17 protein-coding genes and 1 pseudogene are annotated in these 16413 nt (G+C 68.2%); 11 read left to right on the top strand and 7 right to left on the bottom strand.

Translation table 11 applies throughout. From position 1 onward, the window contains the following. Window positions 1-9: 9 nt before the first annotated feature. The 5 genes and pseudogenes from HCC78_RS05285 to HCC78_RS05270 all read left to right on the top strand — a co-directional run bounded on the left by HCC78_RS05285 (window position 10) and on the right by HCC78_RS05270 (window position 4407). Entirely contained in the window at window positions 10-867 is an 858-nt protein-coding gene (locus HCC78_RS05285) for a polyprenyl synthetase family protein (protein WP_172327703.1), read from the top strand. A 17-nt stretch (window positions 868-884) separates the two neighbouring features. Continuing rightward, the gene (dxs, locus tag HCC78_RS05280; RefSeq protein ID WP_172327702.1) at window positions 885-2810 is read left to right on the top strand and encodes a 1-deoxy-D-xylulose-5-phosphate synthase; all 1926 of its coding nucleotides are present in this window, start codon (window positions 885-887) and stop codon (window positions 2808-2810) included. A 3-nt stretch (window positions 2811-2813) separates the two neighbouring features. Next, window positions 2814-3401 (top strand): annotated as a pseudogene (locus HCC78_RS05275) (winged helix-turn-helix domain-containing protein); the annotation flags it as partial. 49 nt (window positions 3402-3450) lie between these two features. Further along, window positions 3451-3744 (top strand): restriction endonuclease, encoded by a 294-nt coding sequence (locus HCC78_RS34715; protein ID WP_371743778.1) that lies wholly within the window; start codon window positions 3451-3453, stop codon window positions 3742-3744. A 3-nt stretch (window positions 3745-3747) separates the two neighbouring features. Beyond that, window positions 3748-4407: a hypothetical protein gene (locus HCC78_RS05270; protein WP_172327701.1), complete on the top strand. Its 660-nt coding sequence runs from the start codon at window positions 3748-3750 to the stop codon at window positions 4405-4407. Here HCC78_RS05270 and HCC78_RS05265 read toward each other — a convergent pair. Continuing rightward, window positions 4365-5258 (bottom strand): SDR family oxidoreductase, encoded by an 894-nt coding sequence (locus HCC78_RS05265; RefSeq protein WP_253949049.1) that lies wholly within the window; start codon window positions 5256-5258, stop codon window positions 4365-4367. The genes HCC78_RS05270 and HCC78_RS05265 overlap by 43 nt on opposite strands. Then, window positions 5233-5895: an outer membrane protein gene (locus HCC78_RS05260; protein WP_253949048.1), complete on the bottom strand. Its 663-nt coding sequence runs from the start codon at window positions 5893-5895 to the stop codon at window positions 5233-5235. The genes HCC78_RS05265 and HCC78_RS05260 overlap by 26 nt, the downstream gene beginning before the upstream one ends. Window positions 5896-6204: 309 nt before the next feature. On the opposite strand from HCC78_RS05260, the gene petA reads away from it, so the two are divergent. The 5 genes from petA (at window position 6205) to aroC (ending at window position 10802) form a co-directional block, all read left to right on the top strand. Then, window positions 6205-6768 (top strand): ubiquinol-cytochrome c reductase iron-sulfur subunit, encoded by a 564-nt coding sequence (gene petA / locus HCC78_RS05255; RefSeq protein ID WP_172327699.1) that lies wholly within the window; start codon window positions 6205-6207, stop codon window positions 6766-6768. Between the two features lie 14 nt (window positions 6769-6782). Further along, window positions 6783-8135 (top strand): cytochrome b, encoded by a 1353-nt coding sequence (petB, locus tag HCC78_RS05250; RefSeq protein WP_172327698.1) that lies wholly within the window; start codon window positions 6783-6785, stop codon window positions 8133-8135. A 17-nt stretch (window positions 8136-8152) separates the two neighbouring features. After that, complete coding sequence (locus HCC78_RS05245; protein WP_172327697.1) at window positions 8153-8962, top strand: cytochrome c1; 810 nt, start codon at window positions 8153-8155, stop codon at window positions 8960-8962. A 403-nt stretch (window positions 8963-9365) separates the two neighbouring features. Beyond that, entirely contained in the window at window positions 9366-9623 is a 258-nt protein-coding gene (locus tag HCC78_RS05240) for a hypothetical protein (RefSeq protein ID WP_172327696.1), read from the top strand. Window positions 9624-9701: 78 nt separating this feature from the next. After that, complete coding sequence (gene aroC / locus HCC78_RS05235) at window positions 9702-10802, top strand: chorismate synthase (protein ID WP_172327695.1); 1101 nt, start codon at window positions 9702-9704, stop codon at window positions 10800-10802. Here the strand turns inward: aroC and HCC78_RS05230 are convergent. Continuing rightward, entirely contained in the window at window positions 10799-11776 is a 978-nt protein-coding gene (locus tag HCC78_RS05230) for a hypothetical protein (protein WP_172327694.1), read from the bottom strand. The two genes, aroC and HCC78_RS05230, sit on opposite strands and share 4 nt — an antisense overlap. Window positions 11777-11816: 40 nt before the next feature. Continuing rightward, complete coding sequence (locus HCC78_RS05225; RefSeq protein WP_172327693.1) at window positions 11817-12524, bottom strand: GntR family transcriptional regulator; 708 nt, start codon at window positions 12522-12524, stop codon at window positions 11817-11819. A gap of 75 nt (window positions 12525-12599) precedes the next feature. On the opposite strand from HCC78_RS05225, the gene HCC78_RS05220 reads away from it, so the two are divergent. Then, entirely contained in the window at window positions 12600-13778 is a 1179-nt protein-coding gene (locus HCC78_RS05220; RefSeq protein ID WP_172327692.1) for a benzoate/H(+) symporter BenE family transporter, read from the top strand. On the opposite strand, the gene HCC78_RS05215 is transcribed toward HCC78_RS05220, so the two are convergent. The 3 genes from HCC78_RS05215 to HCC78_RS05205 form a co-directional block, all read right to left on the bottom strand. Next, on the bottom strand, window positions 13764-14660 hold the full coding sequence (locus tag HCC78_RS05215) for a DMT family transporter (RefSeq protein ID WP_253949047.1): 897 nt from the start codon (window positions 14658-14660) through the stop codon (window positions 13764-13766). The genes HCC78_RS05220 and HCC78_RS05215 overlap by 15 nt on opposite strands. A gap of 76 nt (window positions 14661-14736) precedes the next feature. Continuing rightward, window positions 14737-15642: a rhodanese-related sulfurtransferase gene (locus tag HCC78_RS05210; protein ID WP_172327691.1), complete on the bottom strand. Its 906-nt coding sequence runs from the start codon at window positions 15640-15642 to the stop codon at window positions 14737-14739. 40 nt (window positions 15643-15682) lie between these two features. After that, the gene (locus tag HCC78_RS05205) at window positions 15683-16279 is read right to left on the bottom strand and encodes an HD domain-containing protein (RefSeq protein WP_172327690.1); all 597 of its coding nucleotides are present in this window, start codon (window positions 16277-16279) and stop codon (window positions 15683-15685) included. Window positions 16280-16413: the final 134 nt, after the last annotated feature.

Raw genomic sequence — 16413 nt, 5'->3', positions numbered from 1 at the left:
TCCATGGGCATGGAGCGGCTGGGCACCGTCACGGATGCGGTCCGCGCACGGCTGCTCGATGCGATCGCGGCGGAACCGGCCAGCCTGATCCGCGACGGCATGGCCTATGCCTGCCACGGCGGCAAGGGGCTGCGCGGCTTCCTCGTTGTGGAATCGGCGCGGCTGCACGGCGTGGCCGGGGCCGAACAGGCCGGGGCCGCGGTGGAGGCGCTGCATGCCTATTCCCTCGTGCATGACGACCTGCCCGCCATGGATGATGACGACCTGCGCCGCGGCCGCCCGACCGTCCATGTCAAATGGGACGAGGCGACTGCCGTCCTCGTCGGCGACGCGCTGCAGACCCTCGCTTTCCGCCTGCTGGCCGATCCCGGCGCATCGCCCGATCCGGCGGTGCGCGCCGATCTGGTGCTGTCGCTGGCGGAGGCTTCGGGCGCGGCGGGCATGGTGCTGGGCCAGGCCCAGGACATCGCCGCCGAAACCGCGGCGGCGCCCTTGGCGCTGAACGAGATCATCGAGCTGCAGCGCAACAAGACCGGCGCGCTGATCCGCTGGTCGGCCGAGGCCGGGGCGCGGCTGGCGAAGGCCGAAGTCGCGCCGATGACCGCCTATGCCGCGGCGCTCGGTCTCGCCTTCCAGATCGCGGACGACATTCTCGACGTGACCGGCGACCCGGAAAAGGCGGGAAAGCGGCTGCAGAAGGATGCAGGGGCCGGAAAGGCCACTTTCGTTGGCCTGCTGGGACTGGACGGCGCCCGCGAGCGGGCCACATCCTTGGTCGAGGAAGCCTGCGACGCGCTCGCGCCCTTCGCGGACAGGGCGGAAACCTTGCGGGACGTTGCGCGCTTCGTTATCTCGCGGGAACGCTAGACGCGACGGAGGGCCCGATGGCCGACCAACCCCAGACGCCCTTGCTCGACAAGGTGCACGAACCCGCAGACCTCAAGGGCCTGTCGATCCGCGAGCTGCGCCAGCTCGCCGACGAACTGCGCGCGGAAACGGTCAGCGCGGTCTCGGTCACCGGCGGCCATCTGGGCGCGGGTCTGGGCGTGGTCGAGCTGACCGTGGCGCTGCACGCGGTCTTCGACACGCCCCGCGACAAGGTGATCTGGGATGTCGGCCACCAGTGCTATCCGCACAAGATCCTGACCGGCCGCCGCGACCGCATCCGCACGCTGCGCCAGAAGGACGGGCTGTCGGGCTTCACCAAGCGTTCCGAGTCGCCCTACGACCCGTTCGGCGCGGCGCACAGCTCCACCTCGATCTCGGCGGCGCTCGGATTCGCCGTGGCCCGCGATCTCGGCGGTCGGCCCGAGCACGGCATCGGCGACTGCATCGCGGTGATCGGCGACGGCTCGATCTCGGCGGGCATGGCCTACGAGGCGATGAACAATGCGGGCCATCTGCGGAACCGCATGATCGTCATCCTCAATGACAACGAGATGTCGATCGCGCCTCCGGTGGGCGCGATGTCCTCCTACCTGTCGCGGCTCTATGCCGGCTCGCCCTTCCACGAGTTCAAGCAGGTCGCCAAGGACGCGGTGAAGTTTCTGCCGCCGCCGCTGCAGGAAGGCGCCAAGCGCGCCAAGGACATGCTGAAGCATTCCGTCATGGGCGGCACGCTGTTCGAGCAGCTGGGATTCTCCTATCTCGGCCCGGTCGACGGCCACGACCTAGACCAGCTCGTGCCGCTGCTGCGCGCGGTGAAGGCCCATGCCGACGGGCCGGTGCTGATCCACGCGATCACCAAGAAGGGCAAGGGCTACGATCCGGCGGAGAAGTCGCAGGACCGCGGCCATGCCCGCGCCAAGTTCGACGTGGTCACCGGCGAGCAGGCAAAGGCGGTCTCGAACGCGCCGGCCTATACCAAGGTCTTCGCCCGGGCGCTGATCGACGAGGCGTCGCGCGACGACAAGATCGTTGCCGTGACCGCCGCGATGCCGGACGGGACCGGGCTGAACCTGTTTGCCGAGCGCTTCCCGCACCGGGTCTTCGACGTGGCGATCGCGGAGCAGCATGGCGTCACCTTCTCCGCGGGGCTTGCCGCGGGCGGGATGAAGCCGTTCTGCGCGATGTACTCGACCTTCCTGCAGCGCGGCTACGACCAGGTGGTGCATGACGTGGCGATCCAGCGCCTGCCGGTGCGCTTCGCCATCGACCGCGCGGGCCTCGTCGGTGCCGACGGCGCGACCCATGCCGGCAGCTTCGACATCGCCTTCCTCGCCAACCTGCCGGGCTTCACCGTGATGGCCGCCGCCGACGAGGCGGAGCTGGTCCACATGGTCGCCACGGCGGCGGCGCATGACGACGGGCCCATCGCCTTCCGCTTCCCGCGCGGCGAGGGCGTCGGCGTCGAGATGCCCGAGCGCGGCGTGCCGCTGGAAATCGGCAAGGGCCGCCTGATCCGCGAGGGTACGGCAGCGGCGATCCTCAGCTTCGGCACGCGGCTCTCCGAGGTCGAGACCGCGGCAGAGCGGCTGGCGGCCAAGGGCATCAACGTGACCGTGGCCGACGCGCGCTTCGCCAAGCCGCTGGACCGCGAGCTGATCCTGCGCCTGGCGCGCGAGCACCCGGCGCTGATCACGATCGAGGAGGGCGCGATCGGCGGCTTCGGCAGCCATGTCGCGCAGCTCCTGGCCGAGGAAGGCGTCTTCGACCGCGGGCTGAAATTCCGTTCCATGGTACTGCCCGACGAGTTCATCGATCAGGCGAGCCCGCGCGACATGTACGCGGTGGCACGGATGAATGCCGAGGATATAGAAGCCAAGGTGCAGGACGTTCTGGGCATCGGGACTCTGGCACGGCAGGGCTAGGCGATGGCGGTGCCGGATTATCAGACGCTGATGAGACCGGTGCTGCAAGCCTGTTCCGACAGTCTGCGAACGGTTCCGGAGATCGTTCCTCGCATGGCCGGGCAGTTCGGATTGTCCCGCGAGGACGCCGAAGCACTGCTTCCCAGCGGCAAGCAGACAGTTATCGCGAACCGGGTCCACTGGGCGCGTCAATACCTGTCCAAAGCTGGTGCGACCAGGTCGCTGAAGCGCGGGCATTTCGAGATCACCGACTTGGGTCGCTCCTTGCTGGCGAAGCATGGCTCCCGCATCGACAACTCCGTCCTCCGCGATCTTCCGGGTTTCGCCGGCTGGCTGGACGGGAACGGCAACCAGGGGACTTCGGACCCGGATGGGGTGACCGTAGCCGTGCCGCTTCCGCAAAACGACGAGACCCCGCAGGACCTCATCGATCGGGCTGCTGCCGAATTGGACCGCGGGCTTGCCGAAGACGTCCTCAATGCCGTCCTCGAACGCTCTCCGATCCGCTTCGAGCGGCTGATCCTCGATCTGCTCCGGGCCATGGGCTATGGCGGCGGGCTGGACGACATGTACCGGATGACGGCCACGACGGGCGATGGCGGAATTGACGGGGTGATCAACGAGGACGCCCTTGGGCTGGATGCCGTCTATTATTCAGGCCAAGCGCTATGCGCCGGAGAACCGGATCGGGCGCGAAGCGGTGCAGGCTTTCGTCGGCTCGCTGACCGGGGAGGACGCAACCAAGGGTGTGTTCGTCACCACTTCGGATTTCAGCCGCCATGCCGTCGAATTCGTCCAGCGGGTGCAGCACCGGATCGTGCTGATCAATGGCGAGCGGCTGGCCCGCCTGATGATCGCCCATGATGTCGGGGTGCGCGCTGTCCGCACCTATGTGGTAAGGGAAGTTGACGAGAACTACTTCCCGGATGAGTGAGCCATGACCGCCGCCCGCAGATACCGCCTGTTCGTCCTGCTCCTCGCCCTGTTCTACACATGGGAGGTGGCGCGCAGCGCGGATTACGCCACCTTCGGCGCCCAGTTCAGATACCTGACGATCTGGGCGCAGACCGGAAACCTGCTTGCCGCCGCCGCCATGACGGTGCCGCGCTTGGGCCGGGCGGACGGGAGGCTCGACACGCCGCTGTCGCTTCTGGCCATCCTGAACGCGCTGGTCGTGATCTCCTACTGGCGTCTCTTCCTGATCGATCCGTCCCTGGTCAACGGCGACAACGAGCCGAAGCCCTACCGCGAATACTATCTGCACATGGTCGGGCCGGCGCTGATGTGGATCGACCTGTTCTGGCTGAAGCAGGGGTTCCGCCGCATGGCGCCTGTGCTTGCCGGCCTTGCGGCGATGGTGCTGGTCTATACCGGCTGGGCGGAACTGCTCGTCGGCCCGCTGAATGCCGAGCCCGTGGGCACCGTCACCAGCGGGCTGCCCTATCCCTTCCTCAACGACATGAACCTGCCTGCGCGGGCCGAGTTCTACGGCGCGACCTTCGCGGGCGGCGCGGTTCTGGTGCCGGTCTTCTGGGGGATCGGCCGGCTCCGGCGCTACGTCTCGCCGTCCAGCAGCGCGGCCAGCCCGGAGCGGTAATCCGGATAGAGCAGCGCGACGCCCAGATCCTGCTTGATCCGGTCGTTCCGCACCCGCTTGCTTTCCGCATAGAAACTGCGGGCCATCGGCGTCATATCCGCCTCCTCGATGGGGATCGCGGGCGGCACCGGCAGGCCGAGCAGCTCCGCGGCATGCGCGATCACCTCCTCGGGCGGAGCGGGATCGTCGTCGCAGAGATTGTAGACCGCGCCGGGGTCCGGCCGCGCGATCGAGGCCGCCAGAACCTGGGCGATGTCCTCGACATGGATGCGGCTGAACACCTGGCCCGGCTTGATGATTCGCCGCGCTGTCCCCTGGCGGACCTTCTCGAACGGGCCGCGTCCGGGGCCGTAGATGCCGGCGAGGCGGAAGATGTGCAGGGGCAGGCCGACCTCCGCGGCAAGTGCCTGCCAGGCGCCCTCTGCGTCCATCCGCCATCGGCCGCGCCGGGTCGAGGGCGAGAGCGGCGTGGATTCGTCGACCCAGCCGCCCTGGTGGTCGCCATAGACGCCGGTGGTGGAGAGGTAGCCCAGCCAGCGCAGTCCGCGGCCGCGCGCGCCTATCTGGGCAGCCCAGTCGCGCAGCACCGGGTCGCCATCGGCATCCGGTCCCGCCGAGATCAGGATGTGAGTCGCCTCGGAAATGGCGGCGGAGAGGTCGCTGCCCGGCCAGATCAGCGCTTCGGCGCCCTCGGCCGCGAGCTGGTTGGCACGCTCCGCGCTACGCGTCGTGCCGATGATCCGCCAGCCTCCGGGGATCAGCCGGCGCGCGAGCGCGCCGGCCGAGTATCCGTGTCCGAAGGAAAGAAGCGTTCCGGGCAGGGGATCAGAAGTCGAAGCTGACGCCGACATTGAGCGCGTTGGTGACGATGTTGGTCTCCAGATCGCCGCCGCCCTTCAGGTCGACATCGTTCTTCGAATAGGTGCCCTTGTACTCGCCGAAGACCTTCCAGCGGTCGTTGATCGGGTAGCTGACGCCCGCGACCCACTGCACGGCCGGGCCGGCATACTGGTATTCGAAGGTGCGGTCGCCGGTGGTTTCCACCTCTACATGAGGCACGGAAATCCCGAGGCCGCCGCCGATATAGGGGGTCCAGTCCCGGGTCACGCCCGGGAAGCGCCGGAACACGTTGGCGGTGATGATGTTCAGGCCGTCGGTGAATTCCAGCGTGTCGAAGCCGTTGTCCTTCAGCGTGTCGCTGTCGGCATAGACCTTGTTGTGGCTGTAGTCGACGCCGTAGCCCAGCACGTCGGACTGCCACCAGATGCCGCGCACGCCCCAATAGGGCGGCATGCTGCCCGACTTGCCTTCCCAGCCGGCGGTGAAATCGAACTCGCCGATGCCGGAGGGGTCATCGCCCTCGACGGTGGAATGCGGCGAGGTCTGCCAGCCCGAATAGACGCTCAGCTCGAACTCGGCATGCGCGGCACCGGCCGCCAGGAAGGCGCTGATTGCGACGATGGAGGCTGTGAGCGTGCGAAGCGTCATGGGTGTCTGTCCGGAACTGGGGGCCATTCGGAGAATGGGGTCGAAAGTATTTACAAACTATGACGATTTCATGCGGATCGAAAGACGCGTCCATGAACCGTGAACACATTTTTCTCTATGTTGCAAATTAGCCCGGGACCGTGTTCTGTGGCTGCGTGGCGGGGCGCAACCCCCTGCGTCGTTTCGACCCAACGTGCTAGATTGTCTGCTAGACGGTCTGGCGAGGAATGCATATTCACGCACCCACTGCTGCAAACGGGACTCAGAAATCCGAATGTGGTGGTCCGTTAAACAACTCGGAGATTAGTCGTGTCCCACGCAGACGATCACGAAGGCACCCGCCGCGATTTCCTATACTATGCGACCGCCGGAGCGGGTGTCGTGGCCACCGGCGCCGCGGTCTGGCCGCTCGTGAACCAGATGAACCCCAGCGCGGATGTCTCGGCCCTGTCGTCGATCCGCGTCGACGTGAGCGGTGTCGAGACCGGAACGCAGCTGACCGTCCAGTGGCTGGGCAAGCCGGTCTTCATCCGCCACCGGACCCCGGAGGACATCGAATACGCCAAGGGCGTGCCGCTGACCGACCTGGTCGACACCAATGCGCGCAACGCCAACCTGCCGGACGCGAATGCCGAGGCCACCGACGACAACCGCGCCATGGCCGGCAAGGAGGAATGGCTGGTGATGATGGGCGTTTGCACCCATCTGGGCTGCGTGCCGCTGGCCAATGCCGGCGACTACCACGGCTGGTTCTGCCCCTGCCACGGTTCGCATTACGACGCTGCCGGACGCATCCGCCGCGGGCCCGCGCCCCAGAACCTGCCGGTTCCGGTCGCCGCCTTCGAAGACGAAACCACGATCAAGCTCGGGTAAGGGAGAGAGACGGGATGTCCGGAATTCCTCACGACCATTACGAGCCCAAGACCGGCGCCGAGAAGTGGGTCCATTCCCGCCTGCCGATCATCGGGCTCATCTACGACACGATCATGATCCCCACGCCCAAGAACCTGAACTGGATGTGGATCTGGGGCATCGTGCTCGCCTTCTGCCTGGCGCTGCAGATCATTACCGGCATCGTCCTGGTGATGCACTACACGCCGCATGTCGACCTGGCCTTCGCCTCGGTCGAGCACATCATGCGCGACGTCAACGGCGGCCACATGCTGCGCTACCTTCACGCCAATGGCGCATCGCTGTTTTTCGTGGCGGTCTACCTGCACATCTTCCGCGGGCTGTTCTACGGCTCCTACAAGTCGCCGCGCGAGATCACCTGGATCATCGGCATGCTGATCTACCTGTGCATGATGGGCACCGCCTTCATGGGCTACGTGCTGCCCTGGGGCCAGATGTCCTTCTGGGGCGCCACCGTGATCACCGGCCTGTTCGGCGCGATCCCGTGGATCGGCGAGCCGATCCAGACCTGGCTGCTGGGCGGCCCGGCGGTGGGCAACCCGACGCTGAACCGGTTCTTCTCGCTGCACTACCTTCTGCCCTTCGTGATCGCCGCGCTGGTCGTGGTCCATATCTGGGCCTTCCACAGCACCGGAAACAACAACCCGTCGGGCGTCCCGGTGCGCACGACCGATAAAGAAACGGTGAAGAAGGACACGCTGACCTTCTGGCCGTATTTCGTGATCAAGGATCTCTTCGCGCTCGCCGTGGTGCTGGTGGTCTTCTTCGCGATCGTCGGCTTCATGCCGAACTACCTTGGGCACCCCGACAACTACATCGAGGCCAACCCGCTGGCGACCCCCGCGCATATCGTGCCGGAATGGTACTTCCTGCCGTTCTACGCGATCCTGCGCTGCTTCACCGCCGACGTCTGGGTGGTGATCATCGCCAACAAGCTGTCCTTCGGGATCATCGACGCCAAGTTCTTCGGCGTGATCGCCATGTTCGGCGCGATCGTCGTCATGGCGCTGGTGCCCTGGCTCGACACCTCCTCGGTGCGCTCGGGCCGGTACCGGCCGATGTTCAAGGGCTTCTTCTACGTCTTCTGCGTGGATTTCGTGGTGCTGACCTGGGCCGGCGCGATGCCTGCCGAGGGACCCTATCCGATCATCGCGCTGATCGGCTCCACCTACTGGTTCGCCTATTTCCTGGTGATCCTGCCGCTCCTGGGCATCTTCGAGAAGCCGCTGCCCCAGGTCGCCACCGTGGAGCAGGACTTCATCGATCATTACGGCAAGGCGAAGGAACCCAAGAAGGGTCCGAAACCTGTCCCGACCCCGGCCGAATGAGAAAGGATACAGGTCTCATGATCCGGAAACTGACGCTCACCGCCGCCGCTGCAATGCTGTCCGTTGCAGCCGGGGCAGGCCTGGCCGCCGAGGGAGGCCACATCCACGACGTGGATTTCTCCTTCGAGGGTCCGTTCGGCACCTATGACCAGATGCAGCTGCAGCGCGGCCTTCAGGTCTATACCGAGGTCTGCTCGGCCTGCCACGGGCTGAAATTCGTGCCGATCCGCACCCTCGCCGACGAGGGCGGGCCGGCTCTGCCCGAGGACCAGGTCCGCGCCTATGCGGGGAATTTCGACGTCTTCGATCCCGAACTGGACGACACCCGTCCGGCCACCCCGACCGACCACTTCCCGCATTCCTCGCTGTCGAACGCCCCTGACCTGAGCCTGATGGCGAAGGCGCGGGCGGGCTTCCACGGGCCGCTGGGCACCGGCCTGAGCCAGCTGTTCAACGGCATCGGCGGACCGGAATACATCGTCAACATCCTCACCTCTTACACGGGCGAGGAAAAGGAGCAGGCGGGGGCGCTGTTCTACGAGAACACCGCCTTCCCGGGCGGCTGGATCGCCATGCCGCCGCCCCTGTCGGACGAACTGGTCGAATACGCGGACGGGCATCCCAACGATGTCCACCACATGGCCGAGGACGTCGCCGCCTTCCTGATGTGGACGGCAGAGCCCAAGATGATGGCGCGCAAGCAGGCCGGTTTCACCGCCGTGACCTTCCTGATCGTGCTGTCGGCGCTGCTCTACCTCACCAACAAGCGGATCTGGGCGCCGCACAAGAAGGCCGCCAAGAAGGCCATGGTCCCTCCGGCGGAGTGACCCGGCCCCGAGCTGACGGAAACACGGCGCGCCCCCCTGCGGGGCGCGCCTTCGTTTTTGGGCGGGCCTGCGACGATCTGCGGGCGTCAGGCAGGGCGCCGGATGTGGTGTCGTGAATGTGAAAGCCCGATTTCCATGAAGGACCCGTTGCCATGACCCGCCTTGCCGCCCCGATGCTGCCGGCTGCCGCGCCGCTTGCGCCCTGCAGCGGATCTGCCGGGGCGCGGAGGTCGCCGGGGCCTCCGCCCGGCCGGTCGGCCGCGACATGTCCGGCATCCGGAATTGCGGCGCCTTCGCCGGCCCCGAGACCCTCCGCTCCGCGGTGCATGGGGACGATGACGTGATCTCGCCGATCCGCACCTGACCCGGCCGCGGCCGGGGGAACATCCAGAAGGGAACCATCATGAAGATACATGCATTTGCCGGGCTCGCCGCACTTGCCCTGTCCGCCTGCAGCACCGGCGGCGGGGACGGCGCCGTGGCCGACCGCGCGGAAGAGAGCTGCCGCACCTACGCGGTGGAGCACATGCAGGCCGTCTATGGCGAGGTGAAGGTCACGCCGGTTTCGGAGAATCTCTATTCCGTGGACATCGCGGGCCGCACCGAGCAGTGCCAGGTCAGCGAGGCCGGCGACGTGCTGAGCTTCGGCAATCCGCTCTAGGCGTCCGCGGCTTGCGGCGGGTTCCGGCTTGAGCGGCGGGCGCGTCCCGGCTAGACCCCGGCGGAAAGGAGCCCGCCCATGAGCCTGAACACCTTCGGTCACCTCTTCCGCGTCACTACCTGGGGCGAAAGCCACGGTCCGGGCCTCGGCGCGACGGTCGACGGCTGCCCTCCCGGCGTTCCGGTGACGGCGGAGGACCTGCAGGTCTGGCTCGACCAGCGGAAGCCGGGGCAGAACAAGTTCACCACCCAGCGGCGCGAGCCCGACGAGGTGGAGATCCTCTCCGGCGTGTTCGAGGGCGTCTCGACCGGAACGCCGATCCAGCTGATGATCCGCAACACTGACCAGCGCTCGAAGGACTATGGCGACATCGCCGAGAAATTCCGTCCGGGCCATGCCGACATCACCTACTGGCAGAAATACGGCATCCGCGACTACCGCGGCGGCGGCCGGTCCTCGGCACGGGAAACCGCAGCGCGGGTTGCGGCGGGCGGCGTCGCGCGCGCCGCGCTGGCCAAGCTGGTGCCGGGCATAGAGATCTCGGGCTACATGGTGCAGATGGGGCCGAAGTCGATCGACCGCGCGCGCTTCGATGCGGCCGAGATCGGCAGGAACCCGTTCTGGTGCCCCGATGCCACCGCGGCGGATGAGTGGGCGGCCTATCTCGACGGCCTGCGCAAGTCCGGAGATTCCGTCGGCGCGGTCATCGAGGTCACGGCCACGGGCGTGCCGGCCGGCCTGGGCGCGCCGATCTACGGCAAGCTCGACACCGACCTCGCGGCGGCAATGATGTCGATCAACGCAGTGAAGGCCGTCGAGATCGGCGAGGGCATGGCGGCCGCCGCGCTGACCGGGGCCGAGAATGCCGACGAGATCTCCATGGGGCCGGATGGTCCGGTCTTTTCCTCGAACCACGCAGGCGGGATCCTCGGCGGCATCTCGACCGGGCAGGAGCTGGTGGTGCGCTTCGCAGTGAAGCCGACCTCCTCGATCCTCACCACGCGCAGGACCATCACCAAGTCCGGCGAAGATGCCGAGATCATCACCAAGGGGCGCCACGATCCCTGCGTGGGCATCCGCGCGGTGCCGGTGGGCGAAGCGATGATGGCCTGCGTGATCCTCGACCACCTGCTGCTCGACCGCGGCCAGACCGGCGGCACGCGCGGCCGGATCGGCTAGCCGGGGCAGGCATCCGCCATCCGGTGCAGCGGGTAGTCGAAGCGCGGGTCGTCCTGTTCCGGAGCCAGCTGGCCGCCGCGCATCAGCCGGGCCATGCCCGACAAGTCATAGGCCAGCACGTCGATCTGCCAGCGGCCGATATCTCCGGACCGGAAGCCGCGGAACAGGTCGCCGTCCCGGACCAGCCGGTCGGACAGGGCCTGCAGCCGCTCGGGCGAGACCGGATGGACCCCGGCCGCGGCAACCTCGCCCCCGGGATCGGCCCAGCGTTCCAGCAGGAAGTAGAAATCCAGCGCTTCCGGCCGGGTCCGGCGGTCGGCGAAGCGGTCGAGGGCGAAGCGGTCGGCATTGAGTTCCTCGTCCAGGGAATGGGCTTCGGTCGGTCCCCGGTCGTCGCCCCGCAGCAGGTGGCCGATCTCGTGCGCCACGAGGAAGCGCAGCACCGGGCCGAGAATGTCGCGCCCCGCCTGGACGGCCTCGGGCGTGTCGGCCACGTCCTGCTGGCCGAGGCCGAAGGCTTCCAGCGGAGGCGGCAGATCCCGGCCATCGCCGAGCAGCGCCCGGGCATAGGATTGCAGCCAGCCGCGGTCGCAGCCGCGGGCCTCGAACAGGCCGTCGAGCTGGGCGAATTCCTCTGCGAAGCGGACAGACTCGACCGGGATGACGACGGTCTGGCTGTCCGGGCGGTTGCCGAAATAGAGCGGCGAGGGCCCGTCGAGCGGCACGGACAGCCGCAGGTCGCGGGCGCGCAGCTGGTCGAATTCCGGGATCGCTGCGCGGATTTCGCCGTAGGCCGTGCGGATCTGCGGGCCGAGCCGCTGGCTTTCCACCTCCAGCACGGCGGAGGGATAGAGATTTGCCGCGGCCGGCAGCGGCAGCAGCAGGAGCGCCGCCAGGACGGCGCGCAGCGCGGCCGCGCCCCGGAACCGGCCGGAGCGGATGCGCTGCGAAACATGCCGTGACATCCTGGACATCGGGATCTCCCTGCTTCGGCAGAGATTAACGGGAGGGATCTTAAGAAAATCCTCCTGAATCCGCGCCGCCGCGCCCGGCGAAGAAGGTGGCAATCGTGGCGGCGGCGGTTTCGAGATGGCCGCGCAGCACGTGCAGCGCCAGCGGAATGTCGCGCGACTGCGCGGCCGCCAGCATGGCGCGGTGATCTTCCTGGGACATGTGCGCCCGGCCATGCGCGGCCAAGTGGAAGCGCAGGTAGCGGTCGAAGCCGGCCAGGGTCGACTCCGTCAGCGCCAGCAGCTTCGGCTGCCCGGCCGCGCTGTAGAGCACCATGTGGAACCGCCGGTTGAGTTCGCCCATCCGGCCCGGATCGGGTTCGCTGTCCATCTCCTCGATCAGTTCGGCAGCGGCTGCGAACTCGGCCTCCGCCAGATGCGGGACCGAGCGTTCCAGGCATGCGGGTTCCAGCGCCATCCGGATCGCATAGGTGTCGGCGGCATCGGCGGCCGAAATCTCGGTGACCACCGCACCCTTGTGCGGCACGAAATCCAGCAGCGCCTGCGCCTCCAGCTGGCGCAGCGCCTCGCGCACGGGCATCCGGCTGACCCCGAAGGCGCGGGCCAGGTCCTCCTGCCTGAGCGGCGTGCCGCCCGCGAGCCGGCCCGAGAGGATGGCGTTGCGCAGGGTCGCTTCGACATGCTGGGTCGCGGTGCGGTGCCGTCCGCCGGTCTCGGCAACCAGTGCGGCAAGGTCGGGAATCTTCTGCATCCGATATCCAATTGTAGATTGGATCCAATTATGCGACCAAGATGCCATCCGTCAATCAGTCCCTTGCGAGTCGCCATGTCAGACGCCGCCGAGCCGCCTTCCCTCGTCCAGCCGCTGACCGCGGGCATCCTTGCCGCAGTGGTCGGCTTCGCCAGTTCCTTCGCCATCGTCCTGCAGGGCTTGCGCGGGGTCGGCGCCTCGCCGGAGCAGGCGGCCTCGGGGCTGTTCGCGCTCTGCCTGCTGCAGGGCGCGCTAGCGGTCTGGCTGGGGCTGCGGCACCGCCAGCCGATCAGCCTGGCCTGGTCGACCCCGGGCGCGGCGCTGCTGATCGGGGCCGGTGTGCCGGAGGGCGGATACGGCGTTGCTGTCGCGGCATTCCTGCTGACCGGGGCGCTGATCGTCCTTGCCGGGCTGTGGAAGCCGCTGGCGCGGGCGGTCTCGGCGATCCCGCTGCCGCTGGCCGGCGCCATGCTGGCCGGGGTGCTGCTGGACCTGTGCCTCGCGCCGGTGCGCGCGGTCGAGCAGATGCCGACTCTGGCCCTGCCGATCGTGCTAGCCTGGCTTGCAGGCTGGTGCTTCGCCCGGCGCTACGCCGTGCTTATTGCCGTGGCGGTGACCATCGCGGTGGTTGCGGCCACAACCGATCTGCCGCCCGGCACTGCAACCCTGTCGCTGCCCGCGCCGGAATTCGTCCGCCCGGTGCTCGACCTGGTGCCCGCGCTCGGCATCGCCGTGCCGCTCTTCATCGTCACCATGGCGTCGCAGAACGTGCCCGGACTCGCGGTGCTGCGCTCGAACGGCTACACGCCCGCGACCGGCGAGATGTTCGTCTCCACCGGCCTTGCCAGCATGGGCGCTGCGTTTTTGGGGGGGCACGTCCTGAACCTTGCCGCGATCACCGCGGCGCTCTGCGCCGGGCCCGAGGCCGGCCCGGACCGGTCGCGCCGCTTCATCGCCAGCGTGACCTGCGGCGCGGCCTATCTGGCCATCGCGCTCGGCGCGGGGTTTGCCGCCTCCTTCGTCGCCGCATCGCCGCCGGTGCTGATCGAGGCGGTGGCGGGGCTCGCGCTGCTGACCAGCCTCGGCGGCGCGCTGGTCACGGCATTGGGCGAGGAAGAGCACCGCACGGCGGCGGTCGTGACCTTCGTCACCACCGCCTCGGGCCTCGGCCTCTTCGGCATCGGCGCGGCCTTCTGGGGCATGCTGGCGGGCGGCGTGCTCCTGCTGGCCGAGCGCGCCTCACGCCGCGACTGAGGCGCGGCGCGGGCGGGCGAGCTGGACGCAGAGGATCCCCGCCGCCACGACCAGAACTCCGGCGAGGTCCCACAGCGACAGCTCCTCGCCGAGCAGCGCGGCGGCCACCGCCACGCCGAAGACCGGGTTGAGGAAATGGTAGGTGGCGGCCCGCACCGCGCCGATACGCTGCACCAGCCAGAACCAGACGAAGGTGGCGATGATCCCCGGCACCAGCGTGGTATAGGCCAGCGCGCCGACGAGCCGCGGCGTCCAGGTCACCTCCCAGGTCTCGGTCAGCCCGCCCGCGACGGCCAGTGCGGCGGAGCCCACCCACATCTGCAGTCCGACGATCATCAGCAGGTTCCCGCCCGAGGAGGCGCCGCGCATCACCAGCGTGGCGACGGCCAGCGCCAGCACGCCCAGCCCGCAGAGCACCAGCCCGGCCAGATCGGCGCCGCCCGAGATCCGGTGCCCGAGGATCAGCGCCACGCCGGCGAGCCCGCCCGCCAGCCCGACCCAGCCCAACAGCGGCGGGCGCTGGCCGAGGAAGGCCCAGCCCAGCAGCGCGACCAGCAGCGGCATGGTCGAGGCGGTGATCGTCGCGACCGACGCGGGCACGGTCTGCATCGCGATGAAATAGAGCCCCAGATACAGCGCGTTCTGGCAGATGCCGAAGACCGCGGTCATCGCCCATTGCTGGCGCGTCAGCCGGATCGTCTGTCCCAGGGCAAGCGCGATGGACACGGCAATCGCCCCCGAAATGGCGAAGCGCAGCGCCAGAGACAGCATCGGCGGCGCCTCGGCGACGATGATGCGCGCCGAGGTGAAGGCCGAGGACCACATGAAGGAGAAGGCGACGCCCATGAAGGCGGCCAGGAAATCGAAGCGGGAGGTTGTCATGCCAACCGCTCTAGCAGGTCGCGGGCCCCGGTCCAGTGCGGCGGATGAGGCCAGCGGCGCCTGCCGCTAGGTCCAGTCAGCGCGGGCCGAGATGGTCCTCGCCGCGCGCCTTGGCCAGACCGATCTGCTTCTGACGCTCGCGGAACCGTGCCTTGTCCTCGTCGGTGGTCTCGGCATGGCAATGGTGGCAGCTCACGCCCTGCTCGTATTCCGGGCGCTCCCTGTCCTCGGGCAGGATCGGGCGGCGGCAGGCATGGCAGAGCACGTGCGGGCCTTCCTTCAGCCCGTGGCCGACGGAGACGCGGCCGTCGAAGACGAAGCAGTCGCCGCGCCAGAGGCTCTGCTCCTCCGGGACGTCCTCCAGGTATTTCAGGATGCCGCCCTTGAGGTGGTAGACCTCCTGCTCGCCCAGACCCATCAGGTAGTTGGTGGATTTCTCGCAGCGGATGCCGCCGGTGCAGAACATCGCGATCCGCTTGTTGTGGAAACGGTCCCTGTTGGCCTCCCACCAGGCAGGGAAGTCGCGGAAGCTTTCCGTCTCGGGGTCGACCGCGCCCTCGAAAGTGCCTATGGCGACCTCGTAGTCGTTGCGCGTGTCGATCACCGCAACGTCGGGCGCCGAGATCAGCGCGTTCCAGTCGGCGGGCTCGACATAGTGGCCGACGGCGGCGCGCGGATCGACCTGCGGCTGGCCCATGGTGACGATCTCGCGCTTCAGCCGGACCTTCATCCGCGGGAAGGGCGCCTCGGAGGCGGTGCTTTCCTTCCAGACCAGATCGGCGCAGCCGGGCAGGGCGCGGATATGCGCCAGCACCCTGTCGATCCCCTCGCGCGACCCGGCGATGGTGCCATTGATGCCTTCCTGCGCGAGCAGCAGCGTGCCCTTCACGCCGTTTTCGCAGCAGAGCTTCGCCAGCGGTCCCTGGATCGCGGCGGGGTCGGGAAAGGAGGTGAAATGATAGAGCGCGGCAACGGTGAACATGGCCGTTCCGATACGCTCCCCGCGCCTTGCGGGCAAGGGGTCAGCGCGTGCCGGATGGCCCGGTCCTTGCACGGGTGGCCCTGTCCGCCGCCTCCCGGATCTGGCGCAGCAGCGGATGCCGCCCGGTGGCCGCCCGTCCGTAGCCCAGGTTGAAGCCGCAATCGAACCCGGGCGGGTTCCTGCCCTCGGCATGGGTCAGGATGGTCTCCATCTTGTCGAGCCACTCCGCCAGCCCTGCTTCCGGCGTCTCTCCGGCGGCGTATTCGTCCCAGAGCGCCAACATGCGGTCCTGCATCTCCGGCGGCAGCGGCGCGCAGAGCGTCTCCATGTCCTGCTGTTCGCGCGCATGGCGGTCGTCCCCGATGGTCTGCAGCGGGGCGGGAGTGTCGCCGGAGATCGCATCGCCCAGGTCGTGGACCAGGCAGAGCCGGAGCAGCTGCAGCAGGTCGATGCCGGGCAGGTCGTCCTCCAGCAGCAGAACCAGCAGGCACAGCCGCCAGCTGTGCTCGGCACTGCTTTCCGGCCGCCCGCCTTGCGTGAAGCCGCTGCGCAGCGTGTCCTTCAGCGCCCCGGCCCCCGCGAGGAAGCCGAGCAGCGCGTCGAGCCGCGCAGCCGGGATGGGTGCGCCCGCTGCCATGCTCCGGGCTAGGCCGTGTTGACAAAAGGGATTCACAGCCAGTCGCCTCCGTGATTCAAGATCGCCGTTGCGACGGAGGTGATCTTGGCGCGGAATCTGATGACCAACGAGGAATGGCGGTTCTTCGAGCATTT

The sequence above is a fragment of the Mangrovicoccus sp. HB161399 genome (genome assembly GCF_013184745.1).
In the GTDB taxonomy this organism is placed as follows: domain Bacteria; phylum Pseudomonadota; class Alphaproteobacteria; order Rhodobacterales; family Rhodobacteraceae; genus Mangrovicoccus.
Note: the sequence above shows the minus strand (reverse complement) of the source record. Positions and strands in the feature narration are given on the sequence as shown.

Bases quoted from the DNA above. Each gene is read 5' to 3' on its own strand.
- HCC78_RS05285 (WP_172327703.1), top strand. From the start codon at position 10: ATGGAGCGGCTGGGCACCGTCACGGATGCGGTCCGCGCACGGCTGCTC.
- dxs (WP_172327702.1), top strand. From the start codon at position 885: ATGGCCGACCAACCCCAGACGCCCTTGCTCGACAAGGTGCACGAACCC.
- HCC78_RS34715 (WP_371743778.1), top strand. From the start codon at position 3,451: ATGCCGTCTATTATTCAGGCCAAGCGCTATGCGCCGGAGAACCGGATC.
- HCC78_RS05270 (WP_172327701.1), top strand. From the start codon at position 3,748: ATGACCGCCGCCCGCAGATACCGCCTGTTCGTCCTGCTCCTCGCCCTG.
- HCC78_RS05265 (WP_253949049.1), bottom strand. From the start codon at position 5,258: ATGTCGGCGTCAGCTTCGACTTCTGATCCCCTGCCCGGAACGCTTCTT.
- HCC78_RS05260 (WP_253949048.1), bottom strand. From the start codon at position 5,895: ATGACGCTTCGCACGCTCACAGCCTCCATCGTCGCAATCAGCGCCTTC.
- petB (WP_172327698.1), top strand. From the start codon at position 6,783: ATGTCCGGAATTCCTCACGACCATTACGAGCCCAAGACCGGCGCCGAG.
- HCC78_RS05245 (WP_172327697.1), top strand. From the start codon at position 8,153: ATGATCCGGAAACTGACGCTCACCGCCGCCGCTGCAATGCTGTCCGTT.
- HCC78_RS05240 (WP_172327696.1), top strand. From the start codon at position 9,366: ATGAAGATACATGCATTTGCCGGGCTCGCCGCACTTGCCCTGTCCGCC.
- aroC (WP_172327695.1), top strand. From the start codon at position 9,702: ATGAGCCTGAACACCTTCGGTCACCTCTTCCGCGTCACTACCTGGGGC.
- HCC78_RS05230 (WP_172327694.1), bottom strand. From the start codon at position 11,776: ATGTCCAGGATGTCACGGCATGTTTCGCAGCGCATCCGCTCCGGCCGG.
- HCC78_RS05225 (WP_172327693.1), bottom strand. From the start codon at position 12,524: ATGCAGAAGATTCCCGACCTTGCCGCACTGGTTGCCGAGACCGGCGGA.
- HCC78_RS05220 (WP_172327692.1), top strand. From the start codon at position 12,600: ATGTCAGACGCCGCCGAGCCGCCTTCCCTCGTCCAGCCGCTGACCGCG.
- HCC78_RS05215 (WP_253949047.1), bottom strand. From the start codon at position 14,660: ATGACAACCTCCCGCTTCGATTTCCTGGCCGCCTTCATGGGCGTCGCC.
- HCC78_RS05210 (WP_172327691.1), bottom strand. From the start codon at position 15,642: ATGTTCACCGTTGCCGCGCTCTATCATTTCACCTCCTTTCCCGACCCC.
- HCC78_RS05205 (WP_172327690.1), bottom strand. From the start codon at position 16,279: ATGGCAGCGGGCGCACCCATCCCGGCTGCGCGGCTCGACGCGCTGCTC.